Annotated in this window: 26 protein-coding genes and 3 pseudogenes; 18 read left to right on the forward strand and 11 right to left on the reverse strand. The window is 69.0% G+C overall.

The annotated features are described in order from the left end of the window. Window positions 1-741: M24 family metallopeptidase (locus tag VE172_RS22895; RefSeq protein ID WP_324804324.1), on the forward strand; the 741-nt coding region annotated here is incomplete at its 5' end. A 12-nt stretch (window positions 742-753) separates the two neighbouring features. Next, window positions 754-1776: pseudogene (locus VE172_RS22900) on the forward strand (mandelate racemase/muconate lactonizing enzyme family protein); the annotation flags it as partial. Between the two features lie 103 nt (window positions 1777-1879). Here the strand turns inward: VE172_RS22900 and VE172_RS22905 are convergent. After that, window positions 1880-3328: an amidase gene (locus VE172_RS22905; RefSeq protein WP_349258504.1), complete on the reverse strand. Its 1449-nt coding sequence runs from the start codon at window positions 3326-3328 to the stop codon at window positions 1880-1882. A gap of 45 nt (window positions 3329-3373) precedes the next feature. After that, entirely contained in the window at window positions 3374-4345 is a 972-nt protein-coding gene (locus tag VE172_RS22910) for a D-2-hydroxyacid dehydrogenase (RefSeq protein ID WP_324804326.1), read from the reverse strand. 93 nt (window positions 4346-4438) lie between these two features. Between VE172_RS22910 and VE172_RS22915 the strand changes: the two genes are divergently transcribed. Genes VE172_RS22915 through VE172_RS22925 form a run of 3 tightly spaced genes read left to right on the forward strand, consistent with a single transcriptional unit; the run spans window position 4439 to window position 6653 of the window. Continuing rightward, on the forward strand, window positions 4439-5188 hold the full coding sequence (locus tag VE172_RS22915; protein WP_324804327.1) for a maleate cis-trans isomerase family protein: 750 nt from the start codon (window positions 4439-4441) through the stop codon (window positions 5186-5188). Window positions 5189-5234: 46 nt separating this feature from the next. Continuing rightward, on the forward strand, window positions 5235-5960 hold the full coding sequence (locus tag VE172_RS22920; protein WP_324804328.1) for a maleate cis-trans isomerase family protein: 726 nt from the start codon (window positions 5235-5237) through the stop codon (window positions 5958-5960). A gap of 3 nt (window positions 5961-5963) precedes the next feature. After that, window positions 5964-6653 carry a GntR family transcriptional regulator gene (locus VE172_RS22925; RefSeq protein WP_324804329.1) on the forward strand — a complete coding sequence of 230 codons (690 nt, stop codon included), beginning with the start codon at window positions 5964-5966 and terminating at the stop codon, window positions 6651-6653. On the opposite strand, the gene VE172_RS22930 is transcribed toward VE172_RS22925, so the two are convergent. Together VE172_RS22930 and VE172_RS22935 are read right to left on the reverse strand one after the other, a co-directional pair. Continuing rightward, window positions 6650-7708, reverse strand: a complete 1059-nt coding sequence (locus tag VE172_RS22930; protein WP_324804330.1) for a tartrate dehydrogenase — start codon at window positions 7706-7708, stop codon at window positions 6650-6652. The genes VE172_RS22925 and VE172_RS22930 overlap by 4 nt on opposite strands. Next, entirely contained in the window at window positions 7705-9168 is a 1464-nt protein-coding gene (locus VE172_RS22935) for an NAD-dependent succinate-semialdehyde dehydrogenase (RefSeq protein WP_349258502.1), read from the reverse strand. The genes VE172_RS22930 and VE172_RS22935 overlap by 4 nt, the downstream gene beginning before the upstream one ends. A gap of 152 nt (window positions 9169-9320) precedes the next feature. Here VE172_RS22935 and VE172_RS22940 point away from each other — a divergent pair, with 152 nt between their 5' ends. Continuing rightward, complete coding sequence (locus VE172_RS22940) at window positions 9321-10574, forward strand: aspartate aminotransferase family protein (protein WP_324804332.1); 1254 nt, start codon at window positions 9321-9323, stop codon at window positions 10572-10574. 16 nt (window positions 10575-10590) lie between these two features. After that, the gene (locus VE172_RS22945) at window positions 10591-11091 is read left to right on the forward strand and encodes a DUF3830 family protein (protein ID WP_324804333.1); all 501 of its coding nucleotides are present in this window, start codon (window positions 10591-10593) and stop codon (window positions 11089-11091) included. Between the two features lie 39 nt (window positions 11092-11130). On the opposite strand, the gene VE172_RS22950 is transcribed toward VE172_RS22945, so the two are convergent. After that, window positions 11131-11739 (reverse strand): TetR family transcriptional regulator, encoded by a 609-nt coding sequence (locus tag VE172_RS22950; RefSeq protein ID WP_324804334.1) that lies wholly within the window; start codon window positions 11737-11739, stop codon window positions 11131-11133. Window positions 11740-11775: 36 nt separating this feature from the next. Between VE172_RS22950 and VE172_RS22955 the strand changes: the two genes are divergently transcribed. The 5 genes and pseudogenes from VE172_RS22955 to VE172_RS22975 form a co-directional block, all read left to right on the forward strand. Then, window positions 11776-12678: an SDR family oxidoreductase gene (locus tag VE172_RS22955; protein ID WP_324804335.1), complete on the forward strand. Its 903-nt coding sequence runs from the start codon at window positions 11776-11778 to the stop codon at window positions 12676-12678. 311 nt (window positions 12679-12989) lie between these two features. Continuing rightward, window positions 12990-13460, forward strand: a complete 471-nt coding sequence (locus VE172_RS22960; protein ID WP_324804336.1) for a GNAT family N-acetyltransferase — start codon at window positions 12990-12992, stop codon at window positions 13458-13460. Window positions 13461-13525: 65 nt separating this feature from the next. Then, a complete protein-coding gene (locus VE172_RS22965; protein WP_324804337.1) occupies window positions 13526-15007 on the forward strand; it encodes a DNA-3-methyladenine glycosylase 2 family protein in 1482 nt (493 codons plus the stop codon). After that, window positions 15004-15510 carry a methylated-DNA--[protein]-cysteine S-methyltransferase gene (locus VE172_RS22970; RefSeq protein WP_324804338.1) on the forward strand — a complete coding sequence of 169 codons (507 nt, stop codon included), beginning with the start codon at window positions 15004-15006 and terminating at the stop codon, window positions 15508-15510. Before VE172_RS22965 ends, VE172_RS22970 begins: the two co-directional genes overlap by 4 nt. A gap of 82 nt (window positions 15511-15592) precedes the next feature. Continuing rightward, window positions 15593-16282, forward strand: a pseudogene (locus tag VE172_RS22975) (glycerophosphodiester phosphodiesterase family protein); the annotation flags it as partial. Between the two features lie 135 nt (window positions 16283-16417). On the opposite strand, the gene VE172_RS22980 reads toward VE172_RS22975, so the two are convergent. Beyond that, window positions 16418-16915 (reverse strand): GNAT family N-acetyltransferase, encoded by a 498-nt coding sequence (locus VE172_RS22980; protein WP_324804339.1) that lies wholly within the window; start codon window positions 16913-16915, stop codon window positions 16418-16420. A 73-nt stretch (window positions 16916-16988) separates the two neighbouring features. Here VE172_RS22980 and VE172_RS22985 point away from each other — a divergent pair, with 73 nt between their 5' ends. Further along, the gene (locus VE172_RS22985; protein WP_324804340.1) at window positions 16989-17978 is read left to right on the forward strand and encodes a tyrosine-type recombinase/integrase; all 990 of its coding nucleotides are present in this window, start codon (window positions 16989-16991) and stop codon (window positions 17976-17978) included. Here the strand turns inward: VE172_RS22985 and VE172_RS22990 are convergent. Beyond that, the gene (locus VE172_RS22990) at window positions 17967-18764 is read right to left on the reverse strand and encodes an inositol monophosphatase family protein (RefSeq protein ID WP_324804341.1); all 798 of its coding nucleotides are present in this window, start codon (window positions 18762-18764) and stop codon (window positions 17967-17969) included. The two genes, VE172_RS22985 and VE172_RS22990, sit on opposite strands and share 12 nt — an antisense overlap. A gap of 51 nt (window positions 18765-18815) precedes the next feature. Here VE172_RS22990 and VE172_RS22995 point away from each other — a divergent pair, with 51 nt between their 5' ends. After that, window positions 18816-20150, forward strand: a complete 1335-nt coding sequence (locus tag VE172_RS22995; RefSeq protein ID WP_324804342.1) for a serine hydrolase domain-containing protein — start codon at window positions 18816-18818, stop codon at window positions 20148-20150. 78 nt (window positions 20151-20228) lie between these two features. Beyond that, window positions 20229-20945 (forward strand): hypothetical protein, encoded by a 717-nt coding sequence (locus tag VE172_RS23000; RefSeq protein ID WP_324804343.1) that lies wholly within the window; start codon window positions 20229-20231, stop codon window positions 20943-20945. 58 nt (window positions 20946-21003) lie between these two features. Here VE172_RS23000 and VE172_RS23005 read toward each other — a convergent pair whose 3' ends face one another. Further along, window positions 21004-21633 carry an IMPACT family protein gene (locus VE172_RS23005; RefSeq protein ID WP_324804344.1) on the reverse strand — a complete coding sequence of 210 codons (630 nt, stop codon included), beginning with the start codon at window positions 21631-21633 and terminating at the stop codon, window positions 21004-21006. A gap of 56 nt (window positions 21634-21689) precedes the next feature. Continuing rightward, window positions 21690-22286 carry a lytic polysaccharide monooxygenase auxiliary activity family 9 protein gene (locus tag VE172_RS23010; RefSeq protein WP_324804345.1) on the reverse strand — a complete coding sequence of 199 codons (597 nt, stop codon included), beginning with the start codon at window positions 22284-22286 and terminating at the stop codon, window positions 21690-21692. A gap of 156 nt (window positions 22287-22442) precedes the next feature. On the opposite strand from VE172_RS23010, the gene VE172_RS23015 reads away from it, so the two are divergent. The 3 genes from VE172_RS23015 (at window position 22443) to VE172_RS23025 (ending at window position 25164) form a co-directional block, all read left to right on the forward strand. Further along, window positions 22443-22964 (forward strand): GNAT family N-acetyltransferase, encoded by a 522-nt coding sequence (locus tag VE172_RS23015; RefSeq protein WP_324804346.1) that lies wholly within the window; start codon window positions 22443-22445, stop codon window positions 22962-22964. Between the two features lie 85 nt (window positions 22965-23049). After that, on the forward strand, window positions 23050-24594 hold the full coding sequence (locus tag VE172_RS23020; RefSeq protein WP_324804347.1) for a helix-turn-helix domain-containing protein: 1545 nt from the start codon (window positions 23050-23052) through the stop codon (window positions 24592-24594). Window positions 24595-24630: 36 nt separating this feature from the next. Further along, on the forward strand, window positions 24631-25164 hold the full coding sequence (locus VE172_RS23025) for a PadR family transcriptional regulator (RefSeq protein WP_324804348.1): 534 nt from the start codon (window positions 24631-24633) through the stop codon (window positions 25162-25164). A gap of 27 nt (window positions 25165-25191) precedes the next feature. Here VE172_RS23025 and VE172_RS23030 read toward each other — a convergent pair. Together VE172_RS23030 and VE172_RS23035 are read right to left on the reverse strand one after the other, a co-directional pair. Further along, window positions 25192-25629: pseudogene (locus VE172_RS23030) on the reverse strand (Lrp/AsnC family transcriptional regulator); the annotation flags it as partial. 5 nt (window positions 25630-25634) lie between these two features. Further along, window positions 25635-26150: winged helix-turn-helix transcriptional regulator (locus tag VE172_RS23035; protein WP_324804349.1), on the reverse strand; the 516-nt coding region annotated here is incomplete at its 5' end.

Below are 26150 nucleotides of genomic sequence, written 5' to 3' on the forward strand. Positions count from 1 at the left end.
TGGGTGGATTGTTCCCGCCTGGCCGCCGAGGTGCGCAGCGTTAAGTCGCCGGCGGAGTTGGGTCTGGTGCGCCGGGCCGCGGCGGTGTCGTCGCAGGCGATGGCCGCGGCGATCGCGACGGCCGCGGCGGGTGTCGCCGAGCGGGACATCGCCGCGGCGGTGCACGCCGCGATGATCGCCGCCGGCGGGCGGCCGCCGGGTTTCGTGCCCCTGATCCGCTCCACCCACCGCCTCGCCCAGGAACACGTCACCTGGGGCGATCATGTCCTGTCGGGCGGCGAGGGCGTGTTCGTGGAGTTGTCGGGGTGTGTGGGCCGCTATCACGCGCCCCTGTCGCGCATCATCCACTGTGGCCCGCCCCCGTCGGGTGCGGAGGCGGCGGCCGCGGCCGCCGAGGCGGGTTTCGCCGCCGCGCTGGATCGCCTGCGCCCGGGGGTGCGCGGCGGTGAGGTGTATCGGGCGTGGGAGGACGCGGTCGCCTCCGCCACGGGGATACGCCAGCGCCGTCACCATTGCGGCTACGCCACGGGGATCGGTTTTTCGCCCAGCTGGGTGGGCGGGGCCCGGGTGCGCGGTTTGAGTGCCGCCGGGCGCGGCGTGGTGGCCGCCGGGATGGTCTTTCACGTCATGTCGTGGGTGTCGTTGCCGCACCCGGCGGTGCGGTCGGACACCGTCATCGTCACCGCCGACGGGTGCCAGGTCGCCACGACCGCGCCGTCGGGCCTGCTGATTTCTTCCTGAAGGGACATTGCCATGCGTATCACTGCCGTGCGTGCCACCCCGGTGGCCGTGCCGTACCGCAGCGACGAGACCTGGGCGTTCGGCCGCCGCGCCGGCCTGGTCAGTGTCTTGATCGAAGTGGACACCGACGCCGGGGTCACGGGTGTGGGCGAGGCCGCTGCCTATCCCAGCGCCGACATCGTCACCGCGGTCCTCGACAGCCTGACGCCGCTGGTGGTGGGTGCCGACCCGAGCCGTATCGAGGCGCTGATTCAGCGCATCGACGTGGTGGGCACGTGGCATCACGTCAACGCCACCAGCCCCGCCATCGCCGCGGTCGAGATGGCCTGTTGGGACATCGCCGGCAAGGTGTGCGGGCAGCCGGTGGTCAACCTGTTGGGTGGGGTGTTTCGCGACAGTGTGGAGTACTTCTACTATGTCGCCGCCGCCGATGCCGACGCGGTCAAGGCCGAGGGTCGTCGCGCGGCGCGGGCGGGTTTTGGCACCTGCTATCTCAAGGTCGGTTCCGACGCGATCGCCACCGACGTCGAACGCGTCGCGGCGTTGCGCGACGGCGCGGGTGAGGCGATGGCCATTCGCGTCGACGCCAACGAGGCGTGGTCGCCGGCATCGGCGATCCGGGCCCTGAAAGCCCTGGAGCCGTATGGCCTGGAGTTGGCCGAGCAGCCGGTCTCGGGCCGTAATCTGGCCGAGATGGCGTATGTGCGCGGCCGCGTCGCCGCGCCCCTGTTGGCCAACGAGGCGTCGTGGACGCGCAGCCAACAGCTGGAGGTGATCCGCCACAACGCCGCCGACGTGTTGAGTGTGGACAATCAGATGGACGGTGGCCTGCTCAACCTGAAACGCTCGGCGGGCCTGTGTGAGGCGGCGGGGTTGACGGTGGTGAAGCACAGCCTGGGCGAGTTGGGTGTCGCCGCCGCCGCCGCGGCCCACGTCATCGCCTCGACACCGAACTTCCGCCACGCCAACCAGGGCTACGGCGCGCTGTTGTGCGACGACGTCACCGTCGCCTTCGGCGGCGGCATCGACGGCTACGACCGCGGGCGTCTGGCGGTGCCGACCGGCCCGGGCCTGGGTGTCGAGCTGGACGCCGACAAGGTGGCGCGTTACGCCGAGCTGTATCGCACCGGCGGCGATTTCACGTTCGGGCACCCGCAGGCGTTGTCGACGCCGGTGGCGTTGCCGAAGTTCTTAACGCCGTCACGGGGGCGGCGGGGGTGTCGGTGGCCCAGGGCCGGGTCTCTTCGACGAGTTTGGCCACCGCCAGCACCAGGTCGTCGGAGTGGCGGGGCCCCACGATCTGCAGGCCCACGGGCAGTCCCGCGGAGGTGACGCCGGCGGGCACGCTGATGGCCGGCTGTTGCGTCATGTTGAACGGGTAGCTGAATCCGGCCCACCGCTGCCAGCTGGACAGGCCGCTTCCGGGCGGGACGTTGTGTCCGGCCTCGAACGGCGGGATCGCCACGGTGGGGGTGATGAGGACGTCGTGGTGGTTGTGGAATTCGCCCATCCGGATGCCCAGGGCCGCGCGCACGGCCACCGCGTCCAGGTAGTCGCTGGCCGAATAGGTCAATCCGGTGTCCCAGATGGCGCGCAGGCCGGGGTCGATGCGTTCGGCGGAGCCTTCGGGGAACGTGTCGAGCCATTTGGCGGCGCCGGCGGCCCACAACAGTTCGTGGGCTTCGACGGGGTTGTCGAATCCGGGGTCGGCGTTTTCGACGTGCAGTCCCGCCGCGTCCAGGGCCGACACCGCCGCGCCCACGATCGATGCGACCTCGTCGTCGACGGTGAGGTAGCCGAGGTCGGGGGAGTAGGCGGCGTTGAGTCCGCGCACGTCGCGGCGCACGGCCTCCCGGTAGGAGCCGATGGGTGGGGGCAGGGCGTTGGGGTCGCGGTGGTCGGGCAGCGCCAGCACGTCCAACAGCAGCGCGACGTCGTCGACGCTTCGGGCCATGGGCCCGGCGTGCGACAGCGGCCCGAAGGGGCTGGCGGGGTACAGGGGGATGCGGGCGCCGGTGGGTTTGAATCCGACGATGCCGCAAAACGACGCGGGGATGCGTACCGACCCGCCGCCGTCGGTGCCCACCGACAGCTGCCCCATGCCGCAGGCCACGGCCACCGCGCTTCCGCCCGATGACCCGCCGGGGGTGAGGCTCGGGTCGTAGGGGTTCCTGGTGATTCCCTCCGAGGGCGAGTCGGTGACGGCCTTCCACCCGAGTTCGGGGGTGGTGGTCTTGCCGAGCATGACCAGGCCGTGTTCGCGAAGGCGCGCGGTGACGGGGCTGTCGACGTCCCAGTTCTGGTCGCGGTCGATGCACGCCGAGCCGCGCAGGGTGGGCCACCCGGCGCTCAAAAACATGTCCTTGATGGACGATGGGACGCCGTCGAGCCAGCCGATGGGGTTGCCGTCTTGCCAGCGTTGTTCGGAGTCGCGGGCGGCGGCCAGGGCGGAGTCGGCGTCGACGAGGCAGAAGGCGTGGTAGTCGCCGTCGGATTCGTCGATGGCCTTCAGCGCGGTCTCGGTGGCCTCGACCGGGGACAGCTCCCTCATCGAGTAGGCGGCGACGAGTTCGCTGGCGGTCAGCATGGCGCTTGAGTTGACTGGCACGTTCTCTCCCTCAAGGCCGTCGTGTTAGGACGGCACGTATCCCAGTTGTTTGTCGACGACGTTGTCCAAAGCCCGCCCGGCTGTCCATCGCGCGAAGTTCTCGGCGAACCTGTCGACGAGGATGCTACGCCAGCCGGCGACGTCGCCGGACATGTGCGGTGACACGAAAACATTCCCCATCGACCACAGTGGATTGTCGGGTGGCAGGGGTTCGGTGTCGAACACGTCGAGCGCGGCCCCGGCGATGGTCCCGGCGCGAAGCGCACCGATGAGGTCGCCTGAGTCGACCAGTTCGCCGCGTCCGACGTTGATGAAGCGGGCGGTGGGTTTCATCGCGGCGAACGCCGCGGCGTCGAAGATGCCCTTGGTGGCCTCGGTGAGGGGGGCGGCCGCCACGACGTAGTCGGCGTCGCCCAGGTGCCGGTTCAGCGCGCTGGAGGCGTGCACGGTTCCAAAGTCGGCGTCGGCGTCGCGGGCGGTGCGTCCGATGCCGGTCACGGCCATGCCGCAGGCGGTGAGCATCCGCGCGGTGGCGCGTCCGATGCCGCCGGTGCCGACGATGAGGGCGCGGCGGCGGTGAATGGTTTCGGTGTCGCGGTGGCGCCAGGTGGCGGTGTCTTGCAGCCGCAGGGTATGCGCGAAGTCCTTGGCGAAGGCCAGGACGGCGCCGGTGACCCATTCGGCGATGGCGGTGTCGAACACGCCGCGGGAGTTGGTCAACACGACGTCGCTGTCGCGAAACGCGTCGAACATGACGGGGTCGACGCCGGCGGCGGCGATGTGCACCCACTGGAGCCGGTCGGCGGCGCCCCAGGCGTCGCGCAGTTCGGTGGACAGGAAGTCGTACAGGAACAGGGCGTGGCTTCCGGGAAGTTTTTCGGCCAGTTGTCCCGTGTGGGCGTAGCGGACGGTGGCGTTGTCCTCGATGTTCGTCATGCCGTCGGGACGGTGATCGCCGTACAGGACCGTCAGCACCGGGGAATCCTCGCCGATCATATTGACAGCCTAGGAGCTAGCCGTATGATTGTCAACAATCCGAGGACTCACCCCGGAGGTCATTTCTCCGTCACGCTCACCGGAGGCTGCGCCTTGGATTTGACCGCATTCGACCTTCTTGACGTCGAAGGTCCGCTCGCCCAGCGAGGCATTGGTGTCATCGCTCCCTTTGACCTGGCCTTGGAGCGGGAGCTGTGGCGTTGGGTCCCCATGGAGGTGTCGCTGCACTTGGCGCGCACCCCGTATGAGCCGGTCCCGGTGAGCATGCACATGGCTCAGCTGGTCAGCGACTCCCGCCACCTGGCCGCGGCCACCCGCGACGTGTTGCATGTGGAGCCGGAGGTGGTGGCGTACCTGTGCACGTCGGGGTCGTTCGTCAACGGCGTCGACTACGAGCGGTCGCTGGTGAAGGCGATCTGTGACGCCGGCGCGCCCGACGCGGTCACCACCACCGGCGCCCTGGTGGAGGTGTTGCAGCAGCTGGACGTGCACCGCATCTCGATCCTCACCCCCTACGACGCCGACTTGACCAGCTGCCTGCGCGATTTTCTCGCCGAGTGCGGCGTCAAGACCGTCTCCAGCGACCACCTGGGCCTGGGCGGCGGCATCTGGAAGGTCAGCTACCGCACCATCGCCGAGCGGATCATCGCCGCCGACCATTCCGACGCCGAGGCGGTGTTCATCTCGTGCACGAACCTGCCGACCTACGACCTGATCGAGCCGTTGGAGGCGGCGTTGGGCAAACCGGTGTTGACGGCGAACCAGTTGACGATGTGGGCGTGCCTGAAACGGATGAATCTGCCCCGCGTGGGACCGGGGGAATGGCTGCGCGAGGTCGACTGACGCATGTAGGCGAGTAGGATTGTCGACAATTGACCAGGAGGCTTTCATGACGACCATCGGATTCGTCTACCCCGATCACGCCGCCGAAGACGACTACCCCCTCGCCGAGAAAATCTTGGGCGCCGGCGTGCGCCTACCCGTGGCCCACATCTACGGCACCGACCTGCACGCGGTCCCCGAACTACTCGACCTGGGCGCGCCCCACCGCCTGGCCGAAGGCGCCCGGCTGCTGGCGCCCCACGACCTCGACGCCATCGTGTGGGCGTGCACCTCCGGGTCGTTCGTGTACGGACCCGACGGCGCGCGCGAGCAGGCCGCCGGGCTGTCGCGGGCCGCCGGCGGCATCCCCGCCTCCAGCACCTCGTTCGCGTTCGTCGCCGCCGCCAAGGCCCTCGGCGTGGCCAAGGTCGCCGTGGCCGCCTCCTACCCGCACGACGTCTCCGCACTGTTCGTCGACTTCCTCGACGCCGCCGGCATCACCGTCGACGGCATGTCCAGCCACGGCGTGGCCACCGCCGCCGAGGTCGCCACCATGACGCCCGAGGCCGTGTCCGACATGGCCGCCGCCTACGACCGCCCCGGCGCCGACGCCCTGCTCATCCCCGACACCGCGATGCGCACCCTCGCCCTGGTCAACACCCTGGAAGACCGCCTGGGCAAACCGGTACTGACGGCCAACCAGGTCACCATCTGGTACGGGCTGCGCCTGGCCGGCGCCTCCGTGGCCAGCAGCGACCTGGGCGCGCTGTTTGGCGCCGGGACGGGGGAGTGAACCGTGGTATTCGCCGATCTTGAACCCGTCGACCGGGAATCCACCCCCGGCATCATCGCCCGGCGCCTGCGCGAAGGCATCATGAACGGCACCCTGCCGCCGGGCACCCAACTGGGGGAGACCGAACTGGCGTCACGTTTCCAGGTGTCGCGCGGTCCCCTGCGCGAAGCCATGCAGCGCCTGGTATCGGAGGGCCTGCTGCACAGCGAACGCCACCGGGGCCTGTTCGTGGTGGACCTGGAGCCGTCGGACGTGCGCGACATCTACACCGCCCGCACCGCCATCGAACGCGCCGCGGTCATCGAGATCATGCGCGGCGACCGCAAACAGACCGCCGCGGCCCTGGACGAGACCATGTGGGACATGGCGCAGGCGGCCGAGAAGAACGACGCCACGGCCCTGTCGGCGGCGGATCTGAAGTTCCACGAGGTGCTGATCGCCGCCTCGGGCAGCAAACGCCTGGTGCGCATGGCCCGCACCCTGCTCATCGAGACCCGCATGTGCCTGTCGCGGCTGCAATCGACGTACCGGCGCGTCGACGAACGCGTCGACGAACACAACCGGATCATTCGTGCCATCCGCCAAGGCGACACCGACGAGGTCCTGGCCCTGCTGGAGGCGCACATGCTCGACGCGGTGCAGCGCCTGGTCCCCGAACCCGTCGGGCCCGAGGACCAAGCCGCCGCCGCCTAGGCCAGCGCCGCGGCCACCGCCGAACCCACCGCCTGAGTCGTGGCCGCCCCACCCAGGTCCGGCGTCACCGCCTGACGCTTGTCCAACACGGTCTCCACCGCCGCGTTCACCGCCGCCGCCGCCGCGGTCTCACCCAGGTGCTCAAGCATCATGCCCGCGGCCAGGATCTGCGCGGTCGGGTTGGCGATGCCCCGCCCGGCGATGTCGGGGGCGCTGCCGTGCACGGCTTCGAACATGGACGGGGCGTCGCGGTGCGGGTTGATGTTGCCCGACGGCGCCAGGCCCAGCCCGCCGGTGACGGCCGCGGCCAGGTCCGACAGGATGTCGCCGAACAGGTTCGACCCCACCACCACGTCGAGGCGCTCGGGGTTGAGCACCATCCGCGCCGCCAAAGCATCCACATGGCACTGTTCACTGTGCACATCGGGGTATTCGGCGGCGACCTCGGCGAAGATCGCGTCCCAGTACGGCATCGAGTGAATCAGCCCGTTGGACTTCGTGGCCGAACACACCCGCCTGCTGCGGGTGCGCGCCACCTCGAAGGCGTAGCGGATGATCCGCTCCACACCCACCCGGGTGAACACCGACTCCTGCACCACGAACTCGCCCGGGCCACCGGCGTTGTGTTTGCCGCCGATCGCCGAATACTCGCCCTCGGAGTTCTCCCGCACCACCACCATGTCCAGATCGGCGGCGTCGCGTCCGGCAAGAGCCGTGGCCACCCCCGGCAACAGCCGCACCGGACGCAGGTTCACGTACTGGTTGAACGCCCGCCGCACCGGGATCAACAGACCCCACAGCGACACGTGATCGGCCACGCCGGGAAACCCGACCGCGCCCAACAAGATCGCGTCGAACCCCGACAACTGGTCGATACCGTCGCCCGGCATCATCGCCCCGGAGTCGAGGTAACGCTGGCAGGACCAGTCGAACTCCACCCACTCCACGCCGAACCCGTACACACCGGCAGCCGCGTCGACGACCTTGCGCGCCTCGGCGGTGACGTCGACGCCGATGCCGTCACCGGGAATGGTGGCGATGCGATACGTCGTCACAGGCTCACCGCGATGTACTTGGTCTCCAAAAACTCCTCGATACCGACGCCGCCACCCTCGCGGCCCAGCCCGGACTGCTTCACGCCGCCAAACGGCGCCGCCGGGTTGGACACGATGCCCTGATTCAGCCCGATCATGCCGGCGTCCAGGCGCTCGGCGACACGCAGCGCCCGTTTGACGTCGCTGGTGTACAGGTAACTGACCAGCCCGTACTCGGTGTCGTTGGCCAGCGCGATGGCCTCGTCTTCGGTGTCGAACACCGAGATCGGCGCCACCGGCCCGAAGATCTCCTCGCCGGCCATGCGGGCGTCGACGGGCACGTCGGCCAACACGGTGGGGCGCACGAAATGCCCGGGGCCGTCGATGGCGTCGCCGCCGGTCAACACGCGGGCGCCGCGCTCCACGGCGTCGGCGACCAGCCCGGTCACCTTGGTCACGGCGGCGTCGTCGATGAGGGGACCGACCACGACGCCGTCTTCGGTGCCGCGCCCGATCGCCAGCGCCTCCATGCGCTGGGTGAGGCGGCGGGAGAATTCCTCGACGACGCCGCGGTGAATGTAGAACCGGTTGGCGGCGGTGCAGGCCTCGCCGATGTTGCGCATCTTGGCTTGCATGGCGCCGTCGACGGCGTCGTCGATGTCGGCGTCGTCGAACACCACGAACGGGGCGTTTCCGCCCAGCTCCATGGAGGTGCGCAGCACCTTGTCGGCGCACTGGGCCAGCAGTTTGCGGCCCACCGCGGTGGACCCGGTGAACGACAGCTTGCGGGCCCGGCCGTCGGTAATGACCGGTTCCATGACGCCGCCGGCGTCTGAGGTGGTGACGACGTTCAACACGCCCTCGGGCAGGCCCGCGTCGGCCAGGATCTGCGCCAACGCCAGCATGCACAGCGGTGTCTGGGCGGCGGGCTTGACGACCATGGTGCACCCGGCGGCCACGGCGGGCCCGATCTTGCGGGTGCCCATCGCCATCGGAAAATTCCACGGAGTGATCAAAATGGACGGACCGACGGGTTGTTTCGTGATCAAAAACCGCCCCACACCGTTGGGCGCGGTGGCGTACCCGCCGTCGATGCGCACCGCCTCCTCGGCGAACCACCGAAAGAACTCCGCGGCGTAGGCGATCTCGCCGCGCGACTCGGCCAGGGGCTTGCCCATCTCCAGCGTCATCAACAACGCCAGCTCCTGGCTTCGCGCCGTCAACGCCTCATAGGCGCGGCGCAGGATCTCCCCGCGCTCGCGCGGGGGATGAGCCGCCCACGACTCCTGGGCGGCCACGGCCGCGCCCAGGGCCGCCATGCCGTCGGCCGGCGCGGCATCGGCCACGGCGCACAGCACCTCGCCCGTGGCCGGGTCGTGAACGTCGAACGTCCTGCCGCCCGCCGCGTCGACCCACTTGCCGCCTATGAACAACCCCTTGGCGACCGCCTCGACCACACTGGTTTCGCTTGGCACGCTCACCCAACTCCTTCAATCAAGCGCCCGACTGGCCGCATCACACCGATTCGTCCACCAGTAGACGCCACCATATGTACAATTGTCAACAATCTACAGGACGCGGCTTCGCGGCCCGTCCACGTCCACAACCCGCCCCGCCAGTAAGGAGCACCACCATGGCCACGCTGTCTCCGCTGCTCAAACAAGCCACACCAGTCGTCGTCGACCACGGCCAGGGCGCCTACCTCTACGACACCACCGGCCGCCGCTACCTCGACTTCACCGCGGGCATCGGCGTCACCAGCACCGGCCACTGCCACCCCAAGGTCGTCGAAGCCGCCCAAAACCAGGTCGGCAAACTCATCCACGGCCAGTACACCACCGTCATGCACCAACCACTCCAAGAACTCACCGCCAAACTCGGCGACGTCCTCCCCACCGGCCTCGACTCCCTGTTCTTCTCCAACTCCGGATCCGAAGCCGTCGAAGCCGCCCTGCGCCTATCCCGCCAGGCCACCGCCCGCCCCAACATCATCGTGTTCCAAGGCGGATTCCACGGCCGCACCGTCGCCGCCGCCAGCCTCACCACCTCCGGCACCCGCTTCTCCGCCGGCTTCTCACCCCTCATGTCGGGCGTCCACGTCGCCCCCTTCCCCTTCGCCTACCACTACGGCTGGGACGAAGAAACCGCCACCGACTTCGCACTACGCGAACTCGACTACCTGTTCGCCACCGGCACCGCCCCCCACGAAACCGCGGCGTTCTTCATCGAACCCATGCTCGGCGAAGGCGGCTACGTCCCCGCCAACACCCGCTTCATGCAGGGCCTGCGCCGCCGCGCCGACGAACACGGCATCCTGCTGGTCATCGACGAAATCCAAACCGGCTTCGGCCGCACCGGCAAATTCTGGGGCCACGACCACTTCGACGTCCACCCCGACATCGTCCTCATCGCCAAGGGCCTGGCCTCCGGCTTCCCCCTGTCCGGCATCGCCGCGTCCAAAGAACTCATGGCCAAAGCCTGGCCCGGCTCCCAAGGCGGCACCTACGGCGGCAACGCCGTAGCCTGCGCCGCCGCCGCGGCCACCCTCGACGTCATCCGCGACGAAAACCTCGTCGACAACGCCGCCGCCCGCGGCACCCAACTCCTCGAAGGCGCCCGCCAGATCGGCGACAAAACCCCCGCCATCGGCGACGTCCGCGGCCTCGGCCTCCTCGTCGGCAGCGAATTCACCACCCCCGACGGCCAACCCGACACCGCCACCGCCCAAGCCGCCCACAAAGCCGCCCTCCAACGCGACCTCCTCCTACTCACCTGCGGCGCCCACATGAACGTCGTACGCATGATCCCGCCACTCATCGTCGACGCCGCGCAAATCGACACCGCACTGGACATCTGGGCCGACGCCGTGGCCGAAGCCACCAAATAGAAGGAAACGCCGAGTCATGCCACGCCACATCACCATCAGCCTCGACAAACGCGGCGTCACCTGCCGCGCCGTCCTCCTCGACGACCAGGCACCCCGCACCTGCGACGCCGTATGGAACGCGCTGCCCCAAAGCGGCTCCGCCTACCACGCCAAATACGCCCGCAACGAGGTCTACACCCTGGTGCCACCATTCGCCGAACCCAAACCCGGACGCGAAAACCCCACCATCACGCCCATCCCCGGCGACGTGTGCTACTTCGGATTCGAAGCCTGGGAAATCGGCAACCCCGCCTACGGCTACGACGACGACAGCGAAGCCCACAGCGACTCCGGCGCCACCGACCTGGCGATCTTCTACGGCCGCAACAACCTCCTCATCAACGGCGACGCCGGCTGGGTCCCCGGCAACGTCTTCGCCACCATCACCGAAGGCCTCGACACCATCGCCGCGGCCTCCCAGGACCTGTGGCTGCGCGGCGTCGAAGGCGAAACCCTCACCTTCGCCCGCGCCGAATAACCACCGGGGGAGGGGAGTAGCCCACCGGCCACCCCCTCCTCACACCACCCGCAACCGCCCACCCAGCTCCACCACCCCCTCGGCAAGCGACGGCCCCTCACCGCGCGACACCCACCGCTCAAACGCCACACTGAAAACCCCCACCGCGCCATGCGCCACCAACGCCGCCACCACCGACTCCACCCCGCGCCCCACCAACGCCCCGGCCACCGCATCGGTCAACATCGCCAGCTTCAACAACTCCCGCTCCCGAAGACTCGCACTGCCCATGACGATGCGATGCCGCCGCGACGCCGCATCACGCCGACCCCCCAGCACCCCGCCACACGCCACCATCCCCGCCATCGCCGCCTCCCACGCCGACAACCCCCCGGGCGCACCGACGATCGCGGCAACCCCGGCCGCCTGCAACGTCCCCGCCGGATCGAACAACACCTCACGCTTATCGGCGAAATACCGAAAAAACGTCCGCTCCGTCACCCCCGCCCGCCCCGCGATGTCACCGGCGGTGGTGGCGTCGAAGCCGCGCTCGGCGAACAGTTCCATGGCGGCCTGGACCATGCGGCCCTGTGCGTCGGGTTCCCAGCGAGTCATGTCGAAAAGTGTAATGATGACAGCCACTGACATGAAGGTGCTATCGTCAGTCATGTCAGAAACTGACATACTCGCGAAGGGACACCCACCATGCGCATCTTCATCACCGGCGCCACCGGCTGGATCGGCACCGCCGTCACCGACGAACTCCTCAAAGCCGGCCACCACATCACCGGCCTCGCCCGCAACGACACCTCCGCGGCCACCCTGAAAGCCAAAGGCGCCACCCCACACCCCGGCAGCCTCGACCAACCCGACACCCTCGCCACCGCCGCCGCCCAAGCCGACGCCGTCATCCACCTCGCCTTCAACCACGACTTCACCAACTACGCCGCCGCCGGACACACCGAACACCACGCCATCACCGCCATGCTCGACGCACTCGCCGGCACCGGGCGCCCATTCCTGTTCGCCTCCGGACTCGCCGCCAGCGACAACGGCACCCCACTGACCGAAGACGACCCCTCACCCCACCACGGCGCCGACTCCCTGCGCGGCGGCGCCGAAAACCTCGCCCAAACCTATGTAGACAAAGGCGTGCGCGCCATCGCCCTGCGATTCGCACCCACCGTCCACGGCACCGGCGACAAGGGATTCACCTCCGTACTGACCACCATCGCCCAACAACACGCCACCGCCGCCTACATCGGCGACGGCACCAACCAATGGGCCGCCGTCCACCGCACCGACGCCGCCCACCTCGTACACCTCGCCCTCGACAACGCGCCGGCCGGCGCCCGCGTACACGCCGTGGCCGAAGACGGCATCCCCACCAAGGACATCGCCGCGGCCATCGGACAATCCCTCGGCGTACCGACGACCTCGATCCCGCCCGACAAAGCCGAAGAGCACTTCGGATGGATGGGGCGCCTGTTCGCCGCCGACATCGCCGCCAGCCACGCGGCCACGAGCCGGCTGTTGGGCTGGAAGCCCACGGGGCCTACGCTTTTCGACGACATTTCCGCCGGTGCCTACGTGCCGGGTGCCCGCTAGTAGGAGAAGGGCCCGACAAGGTTCTACTTGACATAATATTCATTATCAACCAAATACGAGGGGCGGTCGGAAGTACTCCCGGCGGGCCCCACTCGAAACGGCGAACCGCCCGGATCGGCCGTCCCCGCCGTTCGCCCGCCTCGCGCGGGCGCGGCGCGGCTGCGGCGGCGAATGGTTGGCGCGGGGGATTTCGGGGCCGACGGCGGGCGCGGTTCGGTGGAATGTCCCCGACCTGGCGGTGCGCCCGCCTTGTCCGCAAATTAAGCATAAGTGACATTATGCGTAATTCGGATCGGGTTATGGTCGACGCCATGACCGATGCGACCATTCGATCCGCCACAGTAGACGACGAGGCCGCGTGGGTGGCGTGCGCGGCGGGCCTGTTCGCCGAGGACGGCGGCACCCGCGATGCCGCCTTGAACGTCAACTGGCCCCACGAACACGGCGCCCAGTCCTTCCACACCGGACTCTCCTCCCCCGACCGCCTCCTCCTAGTCGCCGAGGACGGCGGCGAGGTGGCGGGCACCCTGTCGGGCCAGCTGCGCTCCCCCAGCGCGATGCGTCCGGTGTCGGTGGCGGAGTTGGTGAGCCTGTTCGTGGTGCCGCGGATGCGCGGTGGTGGTGTGGGGGCGCGATTGGTGGAGGGGTTTTTGGCGTGGGCGCGGTCGTGTGAGGCGGAGTTGGTGCAGGTGTCGGCGTACGCGGCGAACGCGGGTGCGGTGCGGTTTTACGAGCGGATGGGTTTTTCGCCGCATCAGGTGCAATTGGAGCGCCGGTTGTGAGTGTGTCGGGGCAGCTGTCGTTTTTCTGCTAGCGGTGAGGGTGTGTTGGGGGCAGGCTGGGGGGTATGCATGAGGATGTTGAGCGGTGTGTGCGGGCGGTTCAGTCGAAGGATGCCCGGTTTGACGGGTGGTTTTTTACGGCGGTGGTGACGACGGGGATTTATTGTCGTCCGTCGTGTCCGGTGCCGGCGCCGAAGCCGGGGAATATGCGGTTTTATCCGAGTGCGGCGGCGGCGCAGCAGGCGGGGTTTCGGGCGTGTAAGCGGTGTCGTCCGGACGCGTCGCCGGGGTCTCCTTTGTGGAATGTTCGGGCGGATGTGGTGGCGCGGGCGATGCGGTTGATCGGTGATGGGGTGGTGGATCGGGAGGGTGTTTCGGGTTTGGCGCGGCGTTTGGGTTATAGCGTGCGTCAGTTGGAGCGTCAGTTGACGGCGGAGTTGGGTGCTGGTCCCCTGGCTTTGGCGCGGGCGCAGCGGGCGCAGACGGCGCGGATGTTGATCGAGTCGTCGGTGTTGCCGATGGGTGAGGTGGCGTTCGCGGCGGGGTTTTCGAGTATTCGGTCGTTCAATGACACGGTGATGCGGGTGTTCGCGTTGACGCCGTCGCAGTTGCGGGCGCGGGCGTCGCGGTCGGGTGGTGTGGGTGCGGCGGGGTTGTTGCGTCTGCGGCTGCCGTTTCGTCGTCCTTTGTGTCCGGATAATGTGTTTGGTCATTTGGCGGCCACGGCGGTGCCGGGGGTTGAGGAGTGGCGGGATGGGGCGTTTCGGCGGACGTTGAGTCTGCCGCATGGGCCGGGCGTGGTGGGGTTGCGTCCGTTGCCGGAGTATGTGGAGTGTTTGTTGCGTCTGGCGGATGTGCGGGATTTGTCGATCGCGATTGGGCGGTGTCGGTGGTTGTTGGATCTGGATGCCGATCCGTTGGCGGTGGATGAGGTGTTGCGCGGCGACGAGGTGTTGCGGGGTTTGGTGGACAAGGCGCCGGGGCGCAGGGTGCCGCGGACGGTGGATCCGCACGAGTTCGCGGTGCGGGCGGTGTTGGGTCAGCAGGTGTCGACGGCGGCGGCTCGCACGCATGCGGGGCGTTTGGTGGAGGCGTTGGGGGCGCGGGTGGAGGACGCCGATGGGGGTTTGACTCACGTGTTTCCGTCGGTGGCCGACCTGGTGGATGTGGGTGACGAGTTGTTGGCGATGCCGCGGGCGCGTAGGGATTCGTTGCGGGCGTTGGTGCGGGCGTTGGCCGACGGGACGGTGGATGTGAGTGTTGGCGCCGATTGGGATGCCGCGCGGGCGGGCCTGTCGGGTCTGTCGGGTCTGGGGCCGTGGACGGTGGAGTCGATCGCGATGCGGTCGCTGGGTGACCCGGACGCGTTCGTGGCCTCGGATCTGGGGGTCCGGTTGGCGGCGCGGCAGTTGGATTTGCCGGTGAGTCCGGGGGCGTTGGGGGCGCGGTCGCGGGCGTGGCGTCCGTGGCGGGCGTACGCGGTGCAGTATTTGTGGGCCACGGGTGATCACGCGATCAATCGGATGCCGGTGGAGGCGGCGGCGTGAGGGTGACGCATGACGTGGTGGCGTCGCCGGTGGGTGATTTGACGGTGGTGGCGCGCGACGGGGTGTTGTGCGGCTTGTACATGCCGCGTCAGCGTTACCGCCCCGACTCTTCGGTGTTCGGGGTGCGCGACGCTTCGGCTTTCGGCCCGGTGCGTGAGGTGTTGGGGGCGTATTTCGCCGGTGAGGTTGTGGATTTCGCGGCGGTGCCGGTGGCGTTGGGGGGCACCGAGTTTCAGCGTCGGGTGTGGACGGCGCTGCGTGGCATTCCGGCGGGCGTGACGTGGTCGTATGGGCGCCTGGCGGCGAGTCTGGGGTTGGGCGCGGGCGCGGCGCGGGCGGTGGGGGCGGCCAACGGGCGCAACCCGGTGGGGATCGTGGTGCCGTGTCACCGCGTCGTGGGCGGCGACGGTGGCTTGACGGGGTACGGCGGTGGCGTGGAGCGCAAGCGGTTCTTGTTGGAGTTGGAGGCCGGCGCGGTGGATGCGGTGCCCCGCTTGTGGTGAGGGGTGCGGTTGTGTGAAAAATGTGTACGCCTCGGTGAGGATGTGTGGTGGTCCTTGTCCCCCTAGTGAAGGCGGTTGATTGATGGCTGGTTCGCGGTCGTGGTGGTTGTCGGGTGTGGCGGTGGTGGCCGCGGCGGGTCTGTTGGCGGGTGGTGTGGCGGTGGCGTCGGCTGATGACGCGCCGCCTTGCCCGCAGGTGTTCGGGCATGGGGGTTATCCGACGGGTGCGGATGCGTGGAAGCGCGATCAGGTGCGGGAGCCGAATAATCCGGCGGCGTTGAGGGCGCAGAAGGCGGATGGTGCGGCGGGTGTGGAGGCCGATGTGCAGTTGACGAGGGACGGCACGAAGGCGGTGATGTGGCATGACGGCACGACCTATCACCTCAGCGGGGACAAGAAGGACGTCAATGCGTTGTGGTGGTCGACGGGTGCGGATCGGTTGCGGGGGCGCACGATCGACAATGGTCCGTTCAAGGGGGAGACGGTGTTTTCGCTGCGGCAGTATCTGGACGCGGCGTATGAGTTGAAGATGGTGCCGTTGATCGAGATCAAGCCGACGACGGAGCAGTCGTTGTTGAATGCCGACGCCAAGATCCGTGACCGGGCGTGGGGTGAGTTGTTGGCTCCGGTTGCCGAGCGGTTCAAGCGGCAGGAGATCATGCTGTACACCCACGATGCGAAGCTGAGCGCCGATTTGAAGTCGCGGGCGAAGGCGGCGGGGGTGGCCTCGACGGTGGAGTATTCGGCGAAGCGTCCGGTGTGGCCGGACACGGTGTCGTGGGAGGAGCCGGCGCCGTCGTGGAAGGGCAATGTGGCGTCGTGGCAGAAGGCGCTGGACGCCCACCCGTTGCGGATGGCCACGAGTTGGACGAAGGACCTGTCGGCCTGGTTGAAGGGTCGGTGTTCCTTAGTCGGTGCCCGCGGTGGTGGAGCGGCGTTCCAGGCGGACCACGTCGCGCCAGCGGCCGGTGGTGTCGCGGCCGACGCGTTCGTTGACGCCGATGACGCGGAAGCCGTGGGCTTGGTGGAGGGTGAGGCTTGCGGTGTTGTCGGGGAAGATTCCGGCCAGGAGTGTCCAGATGCCGGTGGTTTCGGTGTCGGTGATGAGGTGGGTCAGGAGCCGGTGGCCTACTCCCCTGCCGCGGGCGGCTTGGGCGACGTACACCGATACCTCGACGACTCCTTGGTAGACGTCGCGGGTGGAGGTGGGTGAGGTCGCGGCCCATCCGACGACGCGGTGGCCGGTGTCGGCGACGAAGCGGTGCCCGGCGTGGTGGTCGCGGTCGAAGTCGTCCCAGGTGGCTGGTCGTGGGGCGAAGGTGGCGTTGCCGGTGGCGATGCCTTGGGCGTGGATGTCGGCGACGGCGTCGGCGTCTTGTGGGGTCATGGCGCGGATGGTGGTCATGGTGGTTCCTTTGGTGTCGTAGGCGTTGCGGATACTTCACGGTGGTTGTTTCGGTCGTGTTTCAGGAGCGTTGATGACGAATTTTGCACCGGCGGTGGAGGCGTTTTTCGTGTCTCGGGCGCCGCGTAAGGACTCAAGCCACACGGTGGCGGCGTATCGCCGGGATTTGGCGGCGGTGGCCGATGCGGCGTCGCGGGCGTGTGGCACGGACGTGGCGGGGTTGGATTGTGACCGTTTGGGGGCGGAGGTGATGCGTCGCGCGTTCGCGGAGTTTTCGGCGTCGCGGGCGAAGTCGTCGATCGCGCGGGCGTGGTCGGTGTGGAACGCGTTTTTCGGGTTTTGTGTCGGCGAGGGCCTGGTGGAGGGCAATCCGATGCAGGCGGTGGCCCGGCCGAAGGCGGCGGTGCGGGTGCCCAAGCCGTTGCGGGGCGAAGACGCCGCCGACCGGCTGCTGCGCCAGGTGGCCTCGGGTGCCCGCCGGGCCCGCGACCCGTGGCCGAGGCGGGACGTGGCGGTGTTGGCGATGTTGTTGTTGACGGGGCTTCGCTCCAGCGAACTGTTGGCGCTTCGGGTGGGTGACGTGGCCGGGCCGAGCCGGGAGCGGCGGGTGGTGGTGCGCGGCGGTAAGGGCGGTGGCGACCGGGTGGTGCCGGTGGAGTACCCGTTGGAGGTGTTGTTGGACGCGTACGCGGATTCGCGGCGGGAGCGGTTCGCCGCGGCGAAGTGGCCGCCGAGCGCGGATGCGGCGTTGTTCGTGGATGGCCGCGGGGATGGGTTGACGCGCAACCAGTTGCAGTATCTGGTGCGGCAGTGTTATCGGGCGGCGGGGGTGTCGGATGCGGTGGAGGCCGGCGCGTTGGTGCATGCGCTGCGGCATACGTTCGCTACGCGCCTGGGGCAGTCGGGTGCCAGCGCGGTGGAGGTGATGGAGTTGTTGGGGCACCGGTCGTTGGCGGCGTCGCAGGGGTATATCAAGGCCACGGCGCGGGAGTTGCGTCAGGCGGTGGCGTCGAATCCGATGTATGGGTCGCTGCGTGATCTGGGCGGCGGGTCAGTCGAGTAGGGCGGTGATGGTGGAGATGATGCCGCCTGGCGCGGCGACGAAGGGCAGGGCGTTGTCTCCGGCCAGGCGGAAGGGTTGGCCGTCGGCGGTGGTGTTGGCGCCGCCGACGAGTGAGTGGATGTGCAGGCCGGTGGCGTGGTCCCAGGGTTTTTCCCACGTGAACACGCACGCGTGGTATTGGCCGTCGATGAGGTCGATGTAGGACAGTCCGGCGGCGCTGCAGGGGGTGTAGGTGACGCCTTTTTTGGCGAGTTTGCCGGGGAGGTCGAATCCGGCGAGGTAGTTGGTGTGGGTGCCGCAGATGCGCAGGGGTCCGTCGTCGGGTGCGGGTGTGGCGGTGAGGGGTTGGTTGTTGCGCCAGGCGCCGTGGCCGTCGAGGGCGCCCGCGGTGAGGTTGAGGGCGGGGGCGTTGAGCCACGACGCGAACGTGTGTCCTTTGTGGGCTAGTGCGACGAGGCACGCGAAGGTGGTTTTCCCGGCCACGAAGTTGCTGGTGCCGTCGACGGGGTCGATGATCCACACCGGGTCGTCGCCGGACAGGGCTTGGAGCAGGTCGGGGTCGTCTTCGACGGCCTCCTCCCCCACCGTCACCGAACCGGGCAGGAGTTTTTCGAGCCGGGCGGTGAGTTGTTGTTCGGCGCGCCGGTCGGCGACGGTGACGAGGTCGCCGGGGTGTTTTTCGGTGATGTCGCCGCGTTGCAGGTTGCGAAACCGGGGGGTGATTTCGGCGGCGGCGACCTCGGCGATCAGGTCGGAGACGGTGTCGTACTGGGCCTTGGTGATCACGCCTGCCAGTTTAGGGTGTGGCCTGTGAACGAGACTTTGTTGGATTCGACGGTGCGTGATCTGGATTATCGGCTGGCGGTGGCGCAGGCCACCGGGCGGGTGCCGTCCATGGTGGCCGGTGTGGTGCGTGGCGGCCGCCTGGTGTGGAGTCGCGGTCGCGGCGTCGTCGACGGCGCCGAACCGGGCCCCGACACTCAGTACCGGGTGGGGTCGATCACGAAGACGTTCGTGGCGGTGGCGGTGATGCGGCTGCGCGACGAGGGCGTCGTGGGTTTGAACGACCCGCTGGAGGCGCACCTGCCGGGCACGCCGCACGGGGCGGCCACGATCGCGCAGCTGCTGTCGCACACCGGCGGCGTCGGCGCGGAGTTGGAGGGCTCGTGGTGGGAACGGTCGCCGGGCGCCAGCGCCGAACAGTGGCGCAGGCGGCTGACGCCGCCGGTGGCCCGGCCGGGCGCGGGCCACCACTACTCCAATGTGGGGTTTTCGCTGTTGGGGGCGATGGTGGCGCGGCTGCGCGGCCGTGACTGGTTCGACGTGGTCGACGCCGAGATCCTGGCGCCGTTGGGGATGCGGCGCACCACGCTGCTGCCGAAAGAGCCGTGCGCGGCCGGGTTCGCGGTGCACCCGTTCGCCGACGTGGTGATGCCCGAGACCGTCGCCGACACCGCGGCGATGGGCCCGGCCGGGCAGTTGTGGTCGTGCGTGGCCGACCTGGCGCGTTGGGTGGCGTTCGCCTCAGGCGACACCGCCGACGTCTTGGCGCCGGACACGTTGGCGCAGATGCGCGCCCCGCAGGCCGTCGCCGACACCGCGGCGTGGACGTACGCCGCGGGCCTGGGTTGGCAGCTGCACCGCACCGACAATCGAGTCTTGTGTGGACACGGCGGGTCGATGCCGGGGTTCCAGGCGGGGATCTGGGTCGACGCGGCCTCGACCACGGGCGCGGTGTCGATGCACAACGCCACCACGACCTCGGCGTCCGGCGGGTTCGGGGCGGCGGGCCTGATCGCCGCCGTCGACCGCGCCGAGCCGCGCCCGCCCGCGCCATGGACGCCGCTTGACTCGGTGGAGGCGGGATTGTTGGAGGTGACGGGAACGTGGCACTGGGGTACGTCCACCGTCACCATCCACGCCACCCGCGACGGCGGCTTGCGTATGGAGGCGGTGTCGGGCATGGCATCCGACAGCCGTTTCCGCCCCAACGGCGACGGCACGTTCACCGGTCTCGACGGCTATCACGCCGGCGAGACGCTGCGCGTGGCGCGCGACGACCACGGCACGGCCACGCACCTGAGCGTCAACACGTTCGTGTTGACCCGACGCCCCTACCAGCCGTACGACACCGTGCCCGGGGGCGTGGAGGCCGGCTGGCCGGTGGAGTGAATGCGCGCCTGTCGCAGCCTGCTGGTATGACTGCACAGCAATCGAAGTCAACCAACCTACAAGGAGGTGGCCATCGACATGGGACTGTCGAGGGCCGACATCGCCGAGGTGGCCGAGACCCTGCGCGGCGGCAAGCACCCCCGGGTCGTGTTCACCGCGCAGGCCGGACAGATCTCCGGCAAGGTCGGCAAGGTCGTGCGCCTGACCGAACCCGCAGAAGACGATTTCGTGGTGGTGGCGTTCGGCAACGACGAACTGCCCTTCACCGCCGAAGAGGTCCGGATGCCGCAGCGCGGCGAACTGACCCGAAAGACCACCAAAAAACCCGACAAGAAAACCGCGACACCCCCCGCGCCCACCGGTGCCCCGCTGTTGGGCTCGGGCGACAATAAGCCCGCTGCCCCCGCCCGAAGCCGCAAGGAGAACACCGTGACCGAAGATGTCGCCGCCGTCCCCCACCAGGCCGAGGCCCCGGCCGACGCCGCCGCGCCCGCCGCATCGGCGCCGCGCAAACGCGCCGCCAAGGCCAAGGCGGCACCGGAGTTGACGGTGACGTTGGCGTGGACCAGCAACGAGTGGACCGTGGCGGCGTCCAAGGGCACCAAGGTGATCGCCAAGCCGGTCCCGGTGAAGGCGTCGGTGGCCGTGGACATGGTGAAGTCGCTGCAGTCGCCGGCGGTGGCCGCGGTCGTGGAGGACATCGTGGAGCAGCAACGCTCGGCGGCGGCCTCGGAGGCCGAGCGGCTGCGTCAAGAGCTGGCCGACGCCGAAGCCCGCCTGGCCGAACTCGGCTGAGGCCCTCAGCGTCGTGGCGGTGTCGCGGTCTCACACCGGCACCGCCACATGCGCCGCCTCACACCGGCACGTCGATGACGGTGGTGCCGGTGTGGCGCGTCGCGGCGCGCCCCGAGGTGGCCTGGGCGACCCAGGCGGTGAACGCCGCGGCGTCGTCGCAGGCGACCACCACACACACCATCTGCCCATAGTCGACACTCGTGACGCGCCCGCCGGTGCCGCGTATCTGGGCCTCCAGGCCACCGCAGGCGGCGTAGTCGCCGCGCACCTCCACCACGTCGAGGCGCCGCAGCTCCACCACACCCGCCGCCGCGATCGCGGCTGAGGCGGCGGCACCGTAGGCGCGCGCCAGGCCACCGGTGCCCAGTTTCACTCCCCCGAAATACCGCGCCACCACCACCGCGACATCGGTGAGGCCCGCGGCGTGCACCGCGGCGAGGATGGGGGCGCCGGCGGTGCCGGAGGGTTCGCCGTCGTCGCTGGAGCGCGACACCTCGCCGCGGGCCCCCACGACGAAGGCGCCGCAGTGGTGGCGGGCGCCGGGGTGCCTCTTGCGGGCCGCGGCGATGTGGCCGCGGGCGGCGGCCTCTGTGTCGACGCGCTCGGCCCGCGCGATGAACCGGGACTTGGTCACGGTGACGTCGACGGTGGCGGGGCGGGCGATGGTGCGCATGGCGCCGGACACCATAGCGTCTCCCCCCGCCCGTGGCGCCGGCCGGGGGGAGACGCGCAGGGGGTTGGCCGTCAGGCGATGGTGACGTCCATGCAGGAGTAGAACGCGTTGGCGGTGTCGTTGATCGTCCACACCCCCAAGATCAGGTGGCGTCCGTGTTTGTTGGACGGCACATCGACGTTGAGGTCGACCGAGGCCGGGGGCTTGGCGCCGCCGTCGCTTTGGGTGAAGAACGGCTGGTCCTCCAGGGACGCGCGGGTCAACGGCTGTGAGGGGTCCCAGCCGTCCTTGGTGATGAAGTACTCCCACTTGTCGGTGGAGTGCTGGGCCGTCAGCGTCCAGTGGAACGTCTGGGCGCCAGTGTTGATGGATGTGGCGGGCCAGTCGCCGCCGCGCGGGTCGTCCAGTTGCGAGAAGTTGCCGTGCCCGGCCGAACAGATCGACCCGTCGGCGGGCCCGGCCGCCGGGAAGCCCTTGGGGCCTTCCACCGACTGGGGCTCGTACTGGATGTCGCCGCAGTCGGCGACGGTGCCGGCGTGGCACAGCGCCTGGCGTGAGGGCGGGTTGTCGTTGTAGCCGTGGGCGAAGGCCACACCGGCGATGACGGTGGGTATGGCGATGCCGGCGGCCGCGGCGGCGGTCAGGAGGAGTTTTCGGGATCGGCGCATGCGGGTGCTCCTGGGGAGTGAAGGCGAGTAGCAATACCGGGTAACTATTCGCAAACTTTTCTTATCCGTGATGCTAAGGCCGCGCACCCGCGCGGCGCCAGACCCTCAAGCCGTCTTTGAAGGTTATTTAATGTTGGTCGTGGCAGTATCGACTCCGTGGACATCACCATCCGCACCTGCCGCGCCGGCGACGTCGCCGCGCTCGACGGCCACAATCCATCGCCCAGTGTGGAGTCCTTCCACGCCCAGCGCTTCGCGCGGCAGGAAGACGGCGCCAGCCTGCTTCTGGTCGCCTGGGACGACACCGTCCCGGTGGGACACGCCGAGATCCGTTGGCACGGCTGCGATGCCGCCCATGTGCGCGCCGCCCACCCCGGCTGCCCCGAGATCAACGGCCTGGAGGTGTTCCCGCCCGCCTTGCGCGGCAAGGGAATCGGCACCGCCCTGGTGGCCGCCTGCGAAGACGCCGGCCGCGATCGCGGCCTTGCGGCCATGGGCTTGGGCGTGGCCGAGGCCAACCAGCGCGCCCGCGCCCTGTACGCGCGCCTGGGCTACCGCGGCGACCTTCCTTACATCGACCGATACACCTGCATCGATTCCATGGGGACGGCGCACCACTTCGCCGACCCCTGCCGCTTCCTCACCAAACCCCTCGCCCCTATGTCACCGGCCGCATGAAACCCCGCCACCCCCGCCGAAAATGCGCCTTAAATCGACCCCGACCCCCTACCGTTCACGTCATATGTGAGATACGCTGACGCGCATGTCTGACACCCACCCCAACGCCGCCGACTACCTGCGACGCATCGGAACCCTGATCCGCGACGCCCGCAAACACCGCGGACTCACCCAGACCCAACTGGCCGACCTGCTGTCGACCAGCCAAAGCGCCGTCAACCGCATCGAACGCGGAGCCCAAAACCTGTCGGTGGAGATGCTCACCCGCATCTCCGAGGCCCTGGACTCCGAATTCGTCACCCTCGGCAAACCCGGCGCCGTCCACTTGAGAGTCTTTGGGGGGCAGAAGCTGTCCGGCTCCATCGACACCAAGACCTCCAAGAACGCCGGTGTCGCGCTTTTGTGCGCCAGCCTCCTCAACCGCGGCACCACCACCTTGCGCCGCGTGGCCCGCATCGAAGAGGTCAACCGGATCCTCGAGGTCATGGCGTCCATGGGCGTCAAATACCGGTGGCTGGACGACAATGACCTGGCCATCACCCCGCCGCCGACCCTGCGCCTGGACGCCATCAACTCCGACGCCGCGCGCCGCACCCGAAGCATCATCATGTTCCTGGCGCCGCTGCTGCACGACCACCCGTCGTTCGCCCTGCCCTACGCCGGCGGCTGCGACCTGGGCACCCGCACCGTCGAACCCCACATGACCGCGCTGCGCCCCTTCGGGCTGTCGGTCAAGGCCACCGCCGGCGAATACCACGCCACCGTCGACTCACAGGTGGAACCGTTGCGGCCCATCGTGTTGACCGAACGCGGAGACACCGTCACCGAAAACGCCCTCATGGCCGCCGCCCGCCGCGACGGCGTGACCGTCATCCGCAACGCCTCCCCCAACTACATGGTCCAGGACCTGTGCTTCTACCTCGACAAGCTCGGGGTGCGCATCGACGGCGTCGGCACCACCACCCTCACCATCCACGGCGTACCCCACATCGACGTCGACGTCGACTACGCACCCAGCGAAGACCCCATCGAGGCCATGAGCCTCATCACCGCCGGCATCGTCACCGAATCGTCCATCACCGTGGCCCGCGTCCCCATCGAATTCCTCGAAATCGAACTGGCGCTGCTTGAGGAGATGGGACTGGACTACTCCCGCGGCCCCGAATACGTCGCCGCCAACGGCCACACCCGCCTGGTCGACATCCACCTGCGACCCTCCACACTCATCGCACCCATCGACAAGATCCACCCCATGCCGTTCCCCGGCCTCAACATCGACAACCTGCCGTTCTTCGCGCTCATCGCCGCCGTTGCTAACGGCGCCACCCAAATCCACGACTGGGTGTACGACAACCGCGCCATCTACCTGACCGACCTGACCAAGCTCGGCGCCCGCGTCACCCTCATGGACCCCCACCGCCTCCACATCGAAGGCCCCACCCACTTCTCCGGCGCCGAGGTCATCTGCCCGCCGGCGCTGCGCCCGGCCGTGGTGATCTTGTTGGCGATGCTGGCGGCCAAGGGGACGTCGGTGCTGCGCAACATCAACGTCATCCACAGAGGATACGAACAACTCGCCGAGCGACTGTCCCTGTTGGGCGCCCACATCGAACCCTTCGGCGACGTATAGCCTGCCCCGTCACACCCATGCACCATAATGGCGGCCATGCTGAAGCTGGCGATCCTGGGATTCCTGCGCGACCACCCACTCCACGGTTACGACCTGAAGACCAGGATCGCCGCGCTCATCGGTCACGTCAAACCCATCCCCGACGGCACCTTGTACCCGGCGATCAAGAAACTCGAGACCGCCGGGTGCCTGACCCGCCGCTCCGCGCCCGGCAAGATCGCCGCGCCCCGCCACATGCTCGAGCTGACCCAAACCGGCATCGACTACCTCAGGCGGCTTTTGCGCGACCCCGAGGACGTGTTCATCACCGACGACAACCGGTGGTTCACCATCCTGGCTTTCCTCAGGCACCTGGACAACCCGCGCGAACAGGCCATCGTGTTGCGGCGGCGCCGCGAGTTCCTGTCCGAACCCACCCCGTTCTTCTTCGACGCCGCCGGCCGCCCCGCCGGCGCCGACGACTTCGACGCCGACCCCTTCCGCAAGGGCATGCTGTCGATCGCGCACGCCGCCGTCAACACCGAATTCGCGTGGCTGGACTCCACCATCGGCCAACTGGAGCGCCACTAACCACACCCCACGCACCCCGTCACCGTCTAAAAAGGGCGGACGGTTGTCGTAGGGTGTGGACAGCACGATCGTGGTGCGGTGCGCCACCCCCGCCGCCGCCCTGATCTTCGCCAACAACTCCTCAAGCTCCTGCGGCCCGGCCACCCGCACCTTCAACAGGTAGTAGTCCTCGCCGGCCACCGAATGACACGACTCGATCTGCGCGAACCGCGCCAAACGCCCCGGCGCGTCATCCGGCGCCGCCGGGTCGATCGGGCGAATCGCGATGAACGCCGTCAACGCCAAACCCAACGCCGCGTAATCCACCGTCGCGGTGTACCCCGAGATGACGCCGCGCTCCTCCAAACGCCGCACCCGCTGATGCACCGCCGAGGTCGACAACCCCACCTTCGCCGCCAGATCCGTAAACGACAAACGCCCATCGGCCACCAGCGCCCGCACAATCGCCACATCGAGCTCTTCCACACCACTCAACCTACCCACCCGCGATCGCCAACCGCCTGGCGCCGAAAGATTGTGCGCAGTACCTCGGCGTCACCGACCAGGCGCCCGGCCGCCACCGCCTGGTCGACGCCGAGCCCGCCGGCCGCCAGCGCGATGATGATGTCGGCCGGGGCCGCCAGGATCGTGTCCGGCGGGTGGTCGGCCTCGGCCACCGCGTGCGGCCCGTCGCGGTCGACGCGCACCACGGTGACGACGCCGTCGACGTCGAAGCCGACCTCCACCGCGGGGTCGGCGGCGACGTCGCGAAGCAGCCCCGGCAGGGCGACCGCCAGCCACCGCGGCTCGAACGCGTCGCCGCCGCGCCCCGCGGCCATCAGCGGGAGGCCCCACCGGGCCAGCGCCTCGATCGGCTCGCGCAGCCCCGCGCCCCACGCGGTCAAGGCGTATACGACCCCCACGTCGCCCACGCGCCGCTCGACGATGCCCGCGGCCTCGAGGCTTCGCAGTCGCTGCGACAGCAGGTTGGTGGCGATGCCGTGCAT

The sequence above is a fragment of the Stackebrandtia sp. genome (assembly GCF_035643755.1).
Classification (GTDB): Bacteria; Actinomycetota; Actinomycetes; order Mycobacteriales; family Micromonosporaceae; genus Stackebrandtia.

Coding starts and splice junctions, on each gene's coding strand:
- VE172_RS23010 (WP_324804345.1), bottom strand. CDS start 22,286: ATGCGCCGATCCCGAAAACTCCTCCTGACCGCCGCCGCGGCCGCCGGC.
- VE172_RS22905 (WP_349258504.1), bottom strand. CDS start 3,328: ATGCTGACCGCCAGCGAACTCGTCGCCGCCTACTCGATGAGGGAGCTG.
- VE172_RS22950 (WP_324804334.1), bottom strand. CDS start 11,739: ATGACTGACGATAGCACCTTCATGTCAGTGGCTGTCATCATTACACTT.
- VE172_RS23025 (WP_324804348.1), top strand. CDS start 24,631: ATGCTGAAGCTGGCGATCCTGGGATTCCTGCGCGACCACCCACTCCAC.
- VE172_RS22985 (WP_324804340.1), top strand. CDS start 16,989: ATGACGAATTTTGCACCGGCGGTGGAGGCGTTTTTCGTGTCTCGGGCG.
- VE172_RS23000 (WP_324804343.1), top strand. CDS start 20,229: ATGGGACTGTCGAGGGCCGACATCGCCGAGGTGGCCGAGACCCTGCGC.
- VE172_RS23005 (WP_324804344.1), bottom strand. CDS start 21,633: ATGGTGTCCGGCGCCATGCGCACCATCGCCCGCCCCGCCACCGTCGAC.
- VE172_RS22955 (WP_324804335.1), top strand. CDS start 11,776: ATGCGCATCTTCATCACCGGCGCCACCGGCTGGATCGGCACCGCCGTC.
- VE172_RS22980 (WP_324804339.1), bottom strand. CDS start 16,915: ATGACCACCATCCGCGCCATGACCCCACAAGACGCCGACGCCGTCGCC.
- VE172_RS22910 (WP_324804326.1), bottom strand. CDS start 4,345: ATGATCGGCGAGGATTCCCCGGTGCTGACGGTCCTGTACGGCGATCAC.
- VE172_RS23020 (WP_324804347.1), top strand. CDS start 23,050: ATGTCTGACACCCACCCCAACGCCGCCGACTACCTGCGACGCATCGGA.
- VE172_RS22960 (WP_324804336.1), top strand. CDS start 12,990: ATGACCGATGCGACCATTCGATCCGCCACAGTAGACGACGAGGCCGCG.
- VE172_RS22920 (WP_324804328.1), top strand. CDS start 5,235: ATGACGACCATCGGATTCGTCTACCCCGATCACGCCGCCGAAGACGAC.
- VE172_RS22945 (WP_324804333.1), top strand. CDS start 10,591: ATGCCACGCCACATCACCATCAGCCTCGACAAACGCGGCGTCACCTGC.
- VE172_RS22965 (WP_324804337.1), top strand. CDS start 13,526: ATGCATGAGGATGTTGAGCGGTGTGTGCGGGCGGTTCAGTCGAAGGAT.
- VE172_RS22940 (WP_324804332.1), top strand. CDS start 9,321: ATGGCCACGCTGTCTCCGCTGCTCAAACAAGCCACACCAGTCGTCGTC.